The sequence below is a fragment of the uncultured Ruminococcus sp. genome, from assembly GCF_934476685.1.
Lineage (GTDB): Bacteria > Bacillota > Clostridia > Oscillospirales > Ruminococcaceae > Hominimerdicola.
On sequence record NZ_CAKSNX010000002.1, the window covers coordinates 124,672 to 139,548 of the forward strand.

Annotated in this window: 8 protein-coding genes; 6 read left to right on the top strand and 2 right to left on the bottom strand. The window is 44.4% G+C overall.

Going from position 1 to position 14,877, the window contains the following annotated elements; translation table 11 throughout:
• Positions 1-59: 59 nt before the first annotated feature.
• Positions 60-1,085 carry a PP2C family serine/threonine-protein phosphatase gene (locus tag Q0E19_RS03105; protein ID WP_294407306.1) on the bottom strand — a complete coding sequence of 342 codons (1,026 nt, stop codon included), beginning with the start codon at positions 1,083-1,085 and terminating at the stop codon, positions 60-62.
• Positions 1,086-1,229: 144 nt separating this feature from the next.
• Between Q0E19_RS03105 and Q0E19_RS03110 the strand changes: the two genes are divergently transcribed.
• On the top strand, positions 1,230-1,886 hold the full coding sequence (locus tag Q0E19_RS03110; protein ID WP_294407308.1) for an HAD family phosphatase: 657 nt from the start codon (positions 1,230-1,232) through the stop codon (positions 1,884-1,886).
• 60 nt (positions 1,887-1,946) lie between these two features.
• Here Q0E19_RS03110 and Q0E19_RS03115 read toward each other — a convergent pair whose 3' ends face one another.
• Positions 1,947-3,662: a phospho-sugar mutase gene (locus Q0E19_RS03115; protein WP_294407310.1), complete on the bottom strand. Its 1,716-nt coding sequence runs from the start codon at positions 3,660-3,662 to the stop codon at positions 1,947-1,949.
• A gap of 223 nt (positions 3,663-3,885) precedes the next feature.
• Between Q0E19_RS03115 and Q0E19_RS03120 the strand changes: the two genes are divergently transcribed.
• From Q0E19_RS03120 to rpoC, 5 genes are all read left to right on the top strand, one after another.
• A complete protein-coding gene (locus Q0E19_RS03120; protein ID WP_294407312.1) occupies positions 3,886-4,848 on the top strand; it encodes an alpha/beta fold hydrolase in 963 nt (320 codons plus the stop codon).
• Positions 4,848-6,377: a YifB family Mg chelatase-like AAA ATPase gene (locus Q0E19_RS03125; RefSeq protein WP_294407314.1), complete on the top strand. Its 1,530-nt coding sequence runs from the start codon at positions 4,848-4,850 to the stop codon at positions 6,375-6,377. Before Q0E19_RS03120 ends, Q0E19_RS03125 begins: the two co-directional genes overlap by 1 nt.
• Positions 6,378-6,531: 154 nt before the next feature.
• A complete protein-coding gene (locus Q0E19_RS03130) occupies positions 6,532-7,047 on the top strand; it encodes a hypothetical protein (protein WP_294407316.1) in 516 nt (171 codons plus the stop codon).
• 296 nt (positions 7,048-7,343) lie between these two features.
• Positions 7,344-11,189 (top strand): DNA-directed RNA polymerase subunit beta, encoded by a 3,846-nt coding sequence (gene rpoB / locus Q0E19_RS03135; protein WP_294407319.1) that lies wholly within the window; start codon positions 7,344-7,346, stop codon positions 11,187-11,189.
• A 91-nt stretch (positions 11,190-11,280) separates the two neighbouring features.
• On the top strand, positions 11,281-14,859 hold the full coding sequence (rpoC, locus tag Q0E19_RS03140) for a DNA-directed RNA polymerase subunit beta' (RefSeq protein WP_294407321.1): 3,579 nt from the start codon (positions 11,281-11,283) through the stop codon (positions 14,857-14,859).
• Positions 14,860-14,877 lie beyond the last annotated feature (18 nt).

A 14,877-nucleotide genomic window follows, 5' to 3' on the forward strand; every position in this document is an offset into this window, starting at 1 on the left:
TAAAATGTACTAAAAATCCCATTGGGTCATGTGATCCAATGGGATTTGTTTTACTTTATTTATTCTGTATCATCTCTGAACATAGCGGAAAGCTTGCTCAGGCTTGCCTGTGCCTGCATAAACAGATCGTGTGTTTCAAGGTCGATCTCTTCTTTGCGCATATGTTCCTTTTTGGACTGCTCTTTTTCCTTGCCGTTCTGAACTATTTCATTTACGTCTATATTAAGTATATCACCCAATGACTCCGCCTCTGCAAGGACTTCGGCGATATTCACCGTCTTTTCCACAGTTTCCTTGACTGTCAGCGCCTCAAGCTCTTCCTTGTCGATATACGGCTTTATGCCTACGATAGAAACATTATCCGTACTTCCGTTCATTATAGCCAGCTTTGCCAGCGCAGTTATCTTTTCAGAAATAGGGAGATCCATAGCAAGTCCTATTTCAAATTCATTTTCGCTTACATAATCGGATATGCCGTCCGAAACTATTATTATCATATCGTCAGGCTCTGCACCGAACTCATTCACAAGGGGAGTCTGAGATATCTCAGGTTCGTTTTTTGTACTTCCTATTGATGAGATTATTGCATTCTGATATTCCGGCGACAGATCGTCGGGGTCTTCTATTTTTCCGTGTTCATAAAGAAATCTGCCGTATGACTGGTCAATGGATATCTGTCTTATGGAACCATTTACAAAGCGGTACATTCTGCTGTCGCCAACATTTACGCACAGAGCCTTGCCGTTCTCATCGACTGCAAGAGCGCATAAGGTAGTCTGCATATTGACAGCATTGTCATTGTAAACTCCGCTCCTTTTGATCTTGCCGTGTATGGTCATAAGCTTCTGCTTCATATCCGTAGCCGAAGAATATTCAAGTATAGAAAGGTGCTGAAGACACAGCTTTGACGCAAGCTCACCTGCATTTTCTCCGCCCACTCCGTCACATACGGCGGCTATGAACGGTGCACTAACAGCAGCCTCTGCGCTGCCGCTGTTAAGTACCTGATGATCCACCAGCACAGCGTCCTCATTATTTTCACGGTAGCTTCCCACGTCGGTGTAGCCATATATATAGTAATTCATAGAAAAAAACGCCCCGATAAAAATTATTGTCTGAATTCAACTATATAAATAATACCATACTGCGAGCAAAAAGTCAATTTATCTCTTGAAATTATGCAGAAAAAATTGTATAATTATTTCAAATGAGTACGGGAGGCAAAACAAATGATAAAAGGCGTAATATTTGATATGGACGGACTTATGATAGATACCGAAAAGCTGCTAACGAGATTTTGGTGTGAGGCGGCACAGTTTTACGGCTGGAATATGACTAAAGAACACGTTTTAGGCATACGTTCGCTTGCGGCAAAATATGCTGAACCGCATCTTAAAGGCATATTCGGAGATGATTTTAACTACTTTGACGTAAGGACAAAGCGCATTGAACTTATGAACGCTTACATAGCAGAGAACGGCATAGAGAAAAAGAAAGGTCTTGACGAACTGCTCGACTATCTTGATGAAGTGGGACTGAAAAAAGCAGTTGCAACGGCGACAGACAGAAAACGCACAAAGATGTATCTTACTTCTATCGGAGTATATGACAGGTTTGATAAGATAGTCTGCGGCGATATGATAAAAAACGGCAAGCCTGCGCCTGATATATACATCACAGCGGCAGGAGAGCTTGAACTGCCATGTGGGGAATGTATGGCACTGGAGGATTCACCTAACGGGATAAGATCGGCATTTACAGCAGGCTGCGTTCCTGTAATGATTCCCGATCTTTCACAGCCCGATGATGAAACGGCGAAAATAATGTATGAAAAATGCGATGATCTTTCACAGGTAATTGATGTTCTTAAAAAGCTTAATAGCTGATATGTACAAAAAACGGGACAGTATCTAAATACTGTCCCGAAATTTTTTATGTGAGTTAAATTAGAAACCGAGGATAGACTTGAAATCGTCAGCGATCTTCTCTTCAAGCTTTTCAGCGTCAGCTCTTGTTTCGCCGATAGTTGTGTAGTAAGCCTTGATCTTAGGCTCTGTGCCTGAAGGTCTGATGATAACGCTTGCACCCTGTTCAAGCTTGAACGCAAGAACGTCAGACTTAGGAAGTGTGAGAACTGTCTTTGTGCCGTCAGCAGCTGTTTCCTCAGATGCGATGTAGTCAGCAACAGAGATGACCTTAAGTCCGCCGATCTCCTTAGGACCGTTTGTTCTGAGGTCAGACATGATCTCCTTCATTCTCTCCATACCGCTTGCACCTTCGCACTGGAATGACTTCTGGCTGTGGAGGTAGTTGCCGTATTCCTTATACATAGCCTCTCTGGCTTCGAGGAGTGAGATGCCCTTTGTGCGGTAGAATGCAGCCATTTCGCAGATAAGCATTGAACCAACAACAGCGTCCTTATCTCTTACATAAGAACCTGCAAGGTAGCCGTAGCTCTCTTCAAAACCGAAGATGTATCTGCTGTCCTCGCCGTCCTTTTCAAGGAATCCGATCTGCTCGCCGATGAACTTGAATCCTGTGAGAACTTCTCTGAGTTCAACGCCATATTCAGCAGCGATCTTCTTGCAGATATCTGTTGTAACGATAGTCTTTACAGCAACAGGGTTCTTTGGCATTGTGCCGAGAGCTGTTCTTTCCTGACAGATGTACTTAAGGAGCATAGCGCCTACTTCGTTACCGCTGAAAAGAACATAGTTGCCGTCAGGATCAGGAACTGCGATACCAACTCTGTCGCAGTCAGGGTCTGTTGCAAGGAGAAGGTCAGGCTTTACAGTCTTGCAAAGCTCCAGTCCCTTAGCAAGAGCCTCTTTGATCTCAGGGTTAGGGAATGGGCAGGTAGGGAAGTTTCCGTCAGGATTTTCCTGCTCAGGAACAACTGTAACTTCCTTGATGCCGATCTTCTTAAGGATAGCTCTTACAGGCTTGTTTCCTGTACCGTTGAGAGGAGTGTAAACTACCTTAAGACCGCTGTCAGCAACGAGGTCTGTGTGAACGCCCTGCTCAGATACCTTGTCGAGGTACTTGTCGATAACTTCCTGCTTTATGTACTCGATGCTGCCGTTTGCGATACCGTCCTCAAACTTGATGACCTTAGCGCCGCCGAACATTTCAACAGCATTGATCTTGCCGATAACTGTATTTGCAACGTCAAGAGTGATCTGGCAGCCATCCTCGCCGTATACCTTGTATCCGTTGTACTTTGCAGGGTTGTGTGAAGCAGTTATAACGATACCTGCCTGACACTTAAGTTCTCTTACAGCCCATGAAAGCATTGGAGTAGGCATAAGCTCGGAGTAGATATATACCTTGATGCCGTTTGCTGCAAGAACAGCAGCAGCTTCCTTAGCGAAAACGTCAGACTTGATTCTTGAATCGTATGCGATAGCAACGCTGCCGTTTTCAAATGCACCGTTTACATAATCAGCAAGACCCTGTGTAGCTCTTCTGATAGTATAAACGTTGAGTCTGTATGCGCCTGCGCCGATAACGCCTCTGAGTCCGCCTGTACCGAATTCGAGATCTCTGTAAAATCTGTCCTGAATAGCGGCTTCGTCGCCCTCGATAGACTTAAGTTCAGTCTGAAGATCAGCGTCGTCAACAGCCTTTTCGCACCAAAGTTTGTAAAGTTCCATTTCTGTCATTGTATTCACCTCATAAATGTTTTTTCAATATGAACAAATTATCATACTTTTATTATAACACATTTTAGATTTTTGACAAGGGGCGTAATAATTATTTAACAATTATAAACGTTTACGGACCACTTTTTAGCAATATGACAAAAAGTTATTATAAATCAGCTTGATTATTGTCAATCATTGTGATATAATAATCCATATAATTTAATGTATGGAGGCTTTTGTTATGGATCCCGAATGCAGATATATCAGACTGAACAGTTTTTACCCGTCAGCTGACGGCGAACACAATATATTCTACACCATGTTCATACCCGACGGAGAGGTCAGGGGAGTGGTGCAGATAGCTCACGGAATGTGCGAGTATTTTGAGAGATATACCGAATTTGCAGCATATCTTTGCGAACATGGATATGCCGTATGCGGAAACGATCATCTCGGTCATGGCGGCAGTGTAAATGATTCGAGCGAGTATGGATATTTTTCTGAGGAAAACGGCTGGCAGAATGCCGTCGAGGATATGTATGCCCTGACTAAGCTTGCAAAGGAGAGATTTTCGGACAAGCCGTATATACTTCTTGGTCACAGTATGGGCAGCTTCCTTGCAAGAGCCTATGTGACAAGGCACGGCAGTATGCTTGACGCAGCGGTGTTCTGCGGAACAAAGGGAGAGATGAAAGGCATACCTGCACTCCTCGCAGTTATTGAGATGATGAAGAGCGTTTTCTCGGATAATTTCCACAGCAGACTGCTTGATAAGCTGGCTTTCGGTCTTTACAATGCAAAAATAAAACCTCACAGAACGAGATACGATTGGCTGTCCCGTGATGAAAAGATAGTTGATAAATACGCAAAGGACGATAAGTGTACATTTATTTTCTCACTTAACGGTTTTGAGAACCTTATGAAAGTATTGTGGTATGTGTCTGATGACAAGTGGTTTGAAACATATCCGAAGGATCTTCCCACATATCTTATTGCGGGCAGCGCTGACCCTGTGGGCAATTACGGAAAAGGTGTGCTGAGTGTGTTCAATCGTCTGTTCGTGCAGAACTGCGATGTTGAAATGAAGATTTACAGAGGCGCAAGGCACGAACTTCTGAACGAAACCAACAAGCAGGAGGTCTATGAGGACGTACTCAGCTTTATTGGATCTGTTGTAAATGACGGAAACGAGGACGATATCTGATGTTTGCAAGTATAAACAGTCTGGGACTTCTGGGACTTAATGCTTTCCCTGTTTATGTTGAGGTGGAAGCGTCAAAGGGAATACCAAGCTTTGATATAGTAGGTCTTGCAGATGCCGCCGTAAGGGAGAGCAGGGAGAGGATACGTTCCGCTTTCCGCTGCTGCGGACTGAATTTCCCGCATCAGAAAGTTATGATAAATCTTGCCCCTGCCGATGTGAAAAAGACAGGCTCTGTCCATGATCTCGCCATTGCGGTGGCTTTGCTGAGGGTTATGGGATTTTCCGATGATGAGCGTCTGAAAAGATCAGTTTTTATCGGCGAAGTATCGTTGAGCGGCGAGATAAGAGCCGTTCAGGGCGTTCTGCCTATGACTATCTTAGCTCAGAAAAGCGGAATGGAAGAGATATATGTTCCTATCGAGAATCTCAGAGAAGCAAGCGTGGTGGAGGGCATAAAGTGTTATGGGGTTGCCTCCATAGGTGAGCTTGTTTTTCATCTTGCGGAAAAGGCTGAAATTGTGCCTGCTCAGACATATGTCCCCGAAAAGCAGAACAGGAACGGCGCACTTGATTTTGCAGATGTAAAGGGACAGGCTGCCGCAAAGAAAGCACTGGAGCTTGCCGCCGCAGGAGGTCATAATGCTCTTATGATAGGTTCTCCGGGTTCGGGAAAATCTATGCTTGCAAAGCGTATGCCGTCCATACTGCCTGAAATGACATTTGAAGAGTCTATTGAAACCACAAATATACATTCTGTCGCAGGACTGCTCGATAAACAAAGTCCGCTTGTGACAGAACGACCCTTTAGATCGCCGCACCATACCGTTTCTGCGGCAGGTCTTGCAGGCGGCGGTTCTGTTCCGAAACCGGGTGAGATATCTCTTGCGCATAACGGTCTGCTTTTTCTTGACGAGCTTGCGGAATTTTCAAGACCTGCTCTAGAAATACTCCGTCAGCCTATGGAAGATCAGCAGGTCACTATATCGAGAGTTTCGGGCAGCATTACATATCCAAGTTCATTTATGCTTATCGGCGCAATGAACCCATGCCCCTGCGGATATTACGGTCACCCCACAAGGAAGTGTATATGCTCACACAAGCAGGTCGCAAACTATCTTAATAAAGTCAGCGGACCATTGTTGGATCGTTTCGATGTACATCTTGAAGTTGCCCCTGTGGAATTTTCCGACCTTTCGTCAACAGCAAAGGAAGAATCCTCAGCTGACATACGGGCAAGAGTGCAGGCGGCAAGAGATATACAGAACAAGCGATACAAAGGAACACATATCACCTGCAACGCAAGGATAACCCCTGATATGCTCCATGAGGTATGCCCTGTTACCTCACAGGCGGAGGCTTTGCTCAGAAATGTTTTTGATAAGCTTGGTCTGTCTGCAAGAGCCTATGACAAAATAATGAAAGTTGCAAGAACAGCTGCCGACATGGACGGCGCAGAGATAATAGACAAAAAGCATATTGCCCTTGCGGTTCAATACAGAAGTTTGGACAGAAAATACTGGAATGGGTAATTTATACAAGAATGGCAAATAAACTTTGTGTATAACCGATATTGTTAATCTTTGCTGTATATGATATAATGTGCCATAGATAGAAAAATATTAGTATAACAACTTAATGGACATTTGTTTGGATTTGACAGTAAAGAAGAAAAGAGGGAACACAATGAAAAGAATAGTTTATTCTATATTAGCATTATCGATTCTTGCTTTGGCAGGCTGCGGAAATATTGAGAGTGACTCAAAAGCAGAAAAATCAGAGAATACTAATGTCGGCACAAATAAGTCAGCGGACAAAGTCGAAGTTGATGAAACTCAAAATAATGAGTTCAGACTTTTCCACAGCAGTAACCCTGACGAAAAAACTAATGTGACAGATGAAGATATCAAAACTTTTTCTGAATATTACGAAAATGTCTGTGATACATGGGAAATGATATCCGAAAGTTCAGCTAACGAAATCACAGACAGCTATGGTGGTCTGTATTATGTTATCGAAGAATGTGATAACGGAAATGCTGTTTCAGAAATGTATCTTATGAGCAATGTTGATGCTGACAATGATAATGATGATTACAGTGAGGTAATGCTTTTTGACAAGCGATCTGATACAGTTCGCAGGATGAAATGCAGCAGTGACAGTTATAATGAACTATATAAAATGGTTGCTGAAAAGTTTTGATACGGCACTGCGTTAATTAAAAATTTACGAAATGCTCACGGAATGGTAATTGTAGAACTTTTCGTATGTAAAATACTGCTTTTTGTTCAAAACGCAGAAAATCGTTAAAACAGAATATTTGTAAGGTGTAAAAGTCTTGACAGGTCTTGTGCGGTATGCTATAATTGTATACTGTATCATAATGGATTTTTACACCTTTTCTTTATATATAATGGTGTCAAAATCAGTTGAAAATCACAGTTTTTGTGCAGATCAACACATCAAGTTTTGAAATAAATTAAGGAGTGATCGAGCCTATGGTGAATGTCAAGGACGTAAAACTTGGTAAGAATACCAGAAAAAGCTTTGCTAAGATCAATGAAGTCTTGGAAATGCCTAACCTTATCGAGGTACAGAAGAACTCGTATCAGTGGTTTATGGACGAGGGTCTGAAAGAGGTTTTCAGAGATGTTTCATCAATCACAGACTACAACGGCAATCTGGAGCTGACCTTTGTTGGTTACCGCTTTGACGAAGAGTCCAAGTACACAATCGCAGAGTGCAAGGCGAGGGACGCAACATATGCTGTTCCGCTGAGAGTTACAGCAAGACTGAACAACATTGAGACCGGCGAAATCAAAGAGTCTGAAGTATTTATGGGCGATTTCCCGAAAATGACAGACAGCGGTACTTTCGTTATCAACGGTGCAGAGCGTGTTATCGTTTCACAGCTGGTACGTTCCCCTGGCGTTTATTACGCTTTTGACAAGGACAAGACAGGTAAGGATCTTTTCAAGACCACAGTTATCCCTAACAGAGGTGCTTGGCTTGAGTACGAAATGGATTCAAACGACGTTGTCTATGTAAGAATCGACAAAAACAGAAAAATACCGATCACTACCTTTATAAGAGCACTGGGATTCGGTACAAATGAAGATATCGAAAATACTTTCGGCGTTGACGAAAGACTTTCACAGACTATCCTCCAGAAGGATCAGACTGCAAACAGAGAAGAGGCACTTCTTCAGGTTTATCAGAAGCTCCGTCCGGGCGAGCCTCCAACAGTTGAGTCTGCTGAAAATCACCTCAACAATCTCTTCTTTGACGCTAAGAGATACGATCTTTCAAGATTCGGAAGATATAAGTATAACAAGAAGCTGGGCGTAGGCTCACGTCTTTCAGGCCACAGGATCACAAGACCTATCATCAACCCTATGACAGGCGAGATCATGGCTGAGGAAGGCGAACTTATCAATTACGATAAGGCTATGGAGATCGAAACAGCCGGTGTTAAGGAAGCTTTCGTAACAGTTGAAGTCAAGGAGTATGAAACTGCTCCGACAGGCGAAACTGTAACCAAGATGGTAGATAAGGAAGTTAAGATCATCGGAAGCGGAATGGTCGACCTTTCTGCATACGTTGACTTTGATCCTGCTGACTGCGGCATCAATGAAAAGGTTTCATTCGTTGTTCTGAAGGAGATCCTTGAAGAGTGCGGCGACAATGAGGAAGAACTTATCGAAACTATCAAGTCAAGAGCTGACGAGCTTGTTCCTAAGCATATCATAATTGACGATATCGTTGCTACTGTTTCGTATTTCCTTAACCTCTGCGACGGAGTGGGAACTGTCGATGATATAGACCACCTCGGAAACAGAAGAATCCGTTCAGTTGGTGAGCTGCTCCAGAACCAGTTCAGGATCGGTTTTACAAGAATGGAAAGAGTTATCCGTGAAAGAATGAACATTCAGTCACAGGATTCAGAGGTAGTTACACCTACTGCTCTTATCAATATCAGACCTATCACAGCAGCTATCAGAGAGTTCTTTGGTTCATCACCTCTGTCACAGTTCATGGACCAGAACAACCCTCTTGCTGAGCTGACACATAAAAGACGTCTTTCAGCCCTCGGACCTGGAGGCCTTTCAAGAGACCGTGCCGGATTTGAGGTTCGTGACGTTCACTATACACACTACGGAAGAATGTGTCCTATCGAGACTCCTGAAGGACCGAACATCGGACTTATCTCATATCTTGCATCTTTCGCAAGGATCAATGAGTACGGCTTTATCGAAGCTCCTTACAGAAAGGTCGATAAGGAAACAGGCGTGGTAACAGACGAAGTTGTTTATATGACAGCTGACGTTGAAGATAACTTCATGGTAGCTCAGGCGAACGAACCTCTTACAGAGGATCACAAGTTCGCAAGGGCAAAGGTAAACGGCAGATACAGAGATCAGATCCTTGAGATCGAAAGAGAAAAGATCGACTTCATGGACGTTTCTCCTAAGATGGTAGTTTCAGTAGCTACTGCTTGTATCCCGTTCCTTGAAAACGACGACGCTAACCGTGCTCTTATGGGTGCGAACATGCAGAGACAGGCTGTGCCGCTGCTTAAGACAGAGTCACCTATCGTTGGTACAGGTATGGAATACAAGGCTTGTATCGACTCAGGTGTTGCAGTAGTTTCTAAGGAAGCAGGCGTTGTTGAAAGCGTTGACGCAGACAAGATCGTTATCCGTGAGGACAGCGGAAATCTGCGCACATATGAGCTTACAAAGTTCAAGAGATCAAACGCAGGTACTTGTACGAACCAGAGACCTATCGTTGAAAAAGGCGAGAGGATCGAGGCTCACCAGATCATCGGTGACGGTCCTGCTACTTCAAACGGTGAGATCTCACTCGGTAAGAATGCACTTATCGGCTTCATGACATGGGAAGGTTACAACTACGAGGACGCCGTTCTTCTTAATGAAAACCTTGTAAAGCAGGATAAGTACACATCTATCCACATCGAAGACCTTGAAACTGAGGCTAGAGATACAAAGCTCGGACCTGAGGAGATCACAAGAGATATCCCTAACGTTGGTGAGGACGCTCTTAAGGATCTGGACGAGAATGGTATAATAAGAATCGGTGCTGAAGTACGTTCGGGAGATATCCTTGTTGGTAAGGTAACTCCTAAGGGTGAAACTGAGCTGACAGCAGAGGAAAGACTCCTCAGAGCTATCTTCGGCGAAAAGGCAAGAGAAGTTAGAGATAATTCACTTAAGGTACCTCACGGCGAGGCAGGTACTATTATAGATGTTAAGATATTCACAAGAGAGAACTGCGACGAACTTTCTCCCGGAGTTAATATGCTCGTAAGATGCTATATCGCTCAGAAGAGAAAGATCTCTGTCGGAGATAAGATGGCGGGACGTCACGGTAACAAGGGTGTCGTTTCAAGAATACTTCCACAGGAAGATATGCCGTTCCTTGAAGATGGTACACCGCTTGATATCTGTCTTAATCCTCTCGGCGTACCTTCACGTATGAATATCGGTCAGGTTCTTGAAGTTCATCTTGGTATGGCTGCAAAGGCACTTGGCTGGAAGATCATGACACCTGTATTCGACGGCGCTCACGAGGCAGACATCAGAGAATGCTTCAGAATGGCGCAGCAGAATTATCTTGAGCATAAGGATGATGATTTCGAGATCCACAAGATGACAGACGTTATCAATCCTAATGCTATCAGCATGAGCGAGGACGGAAAGTTTACCGTTTATGACGGAAGAACAGGCGAGAAGTTCGATAACCGTGTTACAGTAGGTTATATGTACTACCTCAAGCTCCACCACCTCGTTGACGATAAGATCCACGCACGTTCAGTTGGTCCTTACTCACTGGTAACTCAGCAGCCTCTCGGAGGTAAAGCTCAGTTCGGCGGACAAAGATTCGGAGAAATGGAAGTTTGGGCTCTTGAAGCATACGGCGCAGCTTATACTCTTCAGGAGATCCTTACTGTTAAGTCTGACGACCTTAACGGACGTGTTAAGACATATGAGGCTATCGTTAAGGGACAGAACGTTCCTAAGCCTGGCGTACCTGAGGCATTCAAGGTCCTCATCAAGGAACTTCAGTCACTCTGTCTTGATATCAAGGTGCTTAATATCAATAATGAGGAGATCGACCTCAAGCAGAAATTCGACGACGATGATGATTTCGTACCTGCAGCATATGCAGATGATAACACATCTATGACAGCTGCTGATTCAGGCGACTTCGACGAAGGCTTTATGGCTGAGGACGAGGACGGCGTATCAGAACTGGATTCAGCATCAGCTGACGGCGAATTTGACGATTACAGCGACGACGATTCTGATCTGTTCCTTGACTGATAAACAGATCATACAGGCAGCGGACGGTATGTCCCGTCCGTGCGCCTTTCATACAAACGTGTTCAATTAAAACAGGAAGAGGGTACTGCTGTTGGATTTTAATGTATTTGAATCAATAAAGATCGGTCTGGCTTCACCTGAAAAAATCCGTGAGTGGTCTTACGGAGAGGTAACAAGACCTGAAACAATAAATTATCGTACACAGAAACCTGAAAAGGACGGCTTGTTCTGCGAAAGGATCTTCGGACCTCAGAAAGACTGGGAGTGTCACTGCGGAAAGTATAAGAAGATCCGTTTCAAGGGCAAGGTCTGCGAACGCTGCGGAGTTGAAGTAACAAGAGCAAAGGTTCGTAGAGAAAGAATGGGACATATCGAGCTTGCTGCTCCTGTATCCCACATCTGGTACTTCAAGGGAACACCTTCGAGGATCGGTCAGATGCTCGAAGTATCACAGAAAAGACTGGAAGAAGTTCTTTACTTCACAAAATATATAGTTGTAGACCCAGGTAATACAGAGCTTGTAAAGTGTCAGCTCCTTACCGAAAAGGAATACAACGATATGCTCGAAAAGTATGACGAGAACGAGTTCAAGGCAGGAATGGGCGCAGAAGCTATCAAGGAACTGCTTGAACAGATCGACCTCGATCAGCTTTCAAACGAACTTAAGGAAGAACTTAAGGATCTTCCTGCAGGACAGAAGAAGATCAAGCTCCTTAAAAGACTTGAGATCGTTGAGGCTTTCAGAACTTCAGGCAACAGACCTGAGTGGATGATACTTGACGCTGTTCCTGTTATCCCGCCTGATATCAGACCTATGGTAATGCTGGACGGCGGTAGATATGCAACAAGTGACCTTAATGACCTTTACAGACGTGTTATCAACAGAAATAACCGTCTTAAGAGAATGCTGGAGCTTGAAGCACCTGACATCATCGTAAGAAATGAAAAGAGAATGCTTCAGGAAGCTGTTGACGCTCTTATCGACAACGGCAGACACGGCAGACCTGTAACAGGTCCTAACAACAGAGCATTCAAGTCACTTTCCGATATGCTTAAAGGTAAGCAGGGACGTTTCCGTCAGAACCTTCTCGGTAAGCGTGTTGACTATTCAGGACGTTCTGTTATCGTCGTAGGACCGGAGCTGAAAATGTATCAGTGCGGTCTTCCTAAGGAAATGGCTCTCGAACTTTTCAAGCCTTTCGTTATGAAAAGACTCGTTGACACAAATCCTTCTATAAACATCAAGTCAGCTAGAAAAATGGTTGAGAGAGCAAAGCCGGAAGTTTGGGACGCTCTCGAAAACGTAATTCAGGGTCACCCTGTAATGCTCAACAGAGCGCCTACGCTCCACAGACTTGGTATTCAGGCATTCGAGCCGATACTCGTTGAGGGACGTGCTATCAAGCTTCACCCACTGGTTTGTACAGCGTTCAACGCCGACTTCGACGGCGACCAGATGGCTGTTCATCTGCCTATCTCAGTTGAGGCTCAGGCAGAGGCTAGATTCCTTATGCTTGCTGCTAATAACCTGCTCAAGCCTTCAGACGGACGACCGGTTGCTGTTCCTTCACAGGATATGCTGCTCGGTTCTTACTACCTCACTCTTGAAAAGAAGGGCGAGCCTGGCGAGGGCAAGGTGTTCAGAGATGTTGATGAAGCTATTATGGCTTACAATGAGCACGTAGTTTCACTCCACGCTGCTATCAAGGTAAGAATTACAAAGCAGATCGGAGATAAGCAGGTATCAAAGATAATCGACGCTACTGTCGGCAGACTTATCTTCAACTCGATCATTCCTCAGAACCTCGGTTATGTTGACCGTACAAATTCTGACAAGCAGTTTGATCTTGAAGTTTCATTCCTAGTAAAGAAGAAGCAGCTCGGCGATATCATTGACAGATGTATACAGCGCCACGGCACAACAGCTACTTCCGAAGTTCTTGACCACATCAAGGCACTCGGATATAAGTATTCCACAAAATCAGCTATCACCGTTGCTGTATGCGACGCTGAGATCCCTGAGTCTAAGAAGGATATACTTGCAAAGGCTGACGCTCTTGTTGATAAGGTAGACAAGCAGTACAAGCGTGGTTATATTTCAAGAGAAGAAAAGTCCAAGAAGTTCATCGAGATCTGGAACAATGCTACTGATGAAGTAACTGAGGCTCTTAAGGCCGGATATGATACGGATAATAACCCAATTCATATGATGGCTGACTCAGGTGCCCGTGGTTCTATCAACCAGATCAGACAGCTCGCAGGTATGCGTGGACTTATCGCCAATACATCAGGTTCAACTATCGAGATGCCTATCAGAGCTAACTACCGTGAAGGCCTTAACATTCTGGAATACTTCATTTCTTCCAGAGGTGCGAGAAAGGGACTTGCCGATACAGCTCTTAGAACGGCTGACTCAGGTTACCTTACAAGACGTCTTGTTGACGTATCACAGGACGTTATCATCCGTGAAGAGGACTGCGGTACTCACGTTGGTATCGAGATATTCGATATCAAGAACGGCAACGAAATGATCGAGCCTCTGTCTGAAAGACTTGTAGGCAGATACCTTGTTGAGGATCTTAAGGATTCTAAGACAGGCGAGATGATCTGCTCAAGAAACAAGCTTATCAGTGAACATGACGCTAAGAAGATCGTTGCTGCACTTGAAGCTGACGGCAAGGAATCTATCCAGATCCGTTCAGTTCTCCAGTGTAAGGCTAAGAACGGCGTATGCGCTAAGTGCTACGGCGCTAACCTTGCAAACGGAAACATCGTACAGGTCGGCGAGGCTGTAGGCGTAATTTCCGCTCAGTCTATCGGTGAGCCTGGTACACAGCTTACAATGAGAACATTCCATACAGGTGGTATCGCATCTGCAGAAGACATCACACAGGGTCTTCCTAGAGTCGAGGAACTTTTCGAGAGCAGACGTCCAAAGGGCGCAGCTATCATCACACGCATTCCTGGTGTGGTTAGGATCGAAGAGGTCAAGAAGACAAAGCAGATCGTTGTTACAAGCCTTGATACAGAAAATCCTGAGCAGGAATCTTATGTTATCCCTTACGGATACAAGATCAAGGTCCGTGACGGTCAGAATGTTGCCGCCGGTGAACCGCTTACAGAAGGTTCGATAAATCCTGCTGATATTCTTGCAGTAAACGGTGCAAAGGCTGTTCAGAACTATATCATCACAGAAGTTCAGAAGGTTTACCGTCTGCAGGGTGTTGATATCAACGATAAGCATATCGAGGTTATCGTTCGTCAGATGATGCGTAAAGTCAAGATCGATGATTCAGGTTCAAGCTACCTGCTCCCAGGTTCGCTTGTTGACAGAAACGAGATCGCAAGACTTAACGAGGATATTCAGGCTAAGATCGATGCCGGTGATGTCAATGCAAGACTTATCACTACACTTCCTGTACTTCAGGGTATCACAAAGGCATCAAGCTACTCCGATTCATTCCTTTCTGCTGCTTCCTTCCAGGAAACAACAAAGGCTCTTACAGACGCTGCTATCAGAGGTAAGACTGATAAGCTTCAGGGTCTTAAGGAAAATGTTATTATCGGTAAGCTTATCCCTGCCGGAACAGGTATGGACGTTTACAATAACGTTCAGATCGTTAAGAATGAAAGCGCTGCTGCACACAGCACACCTGAATCTTACATCTGATAACCTGTCCAAATCAAA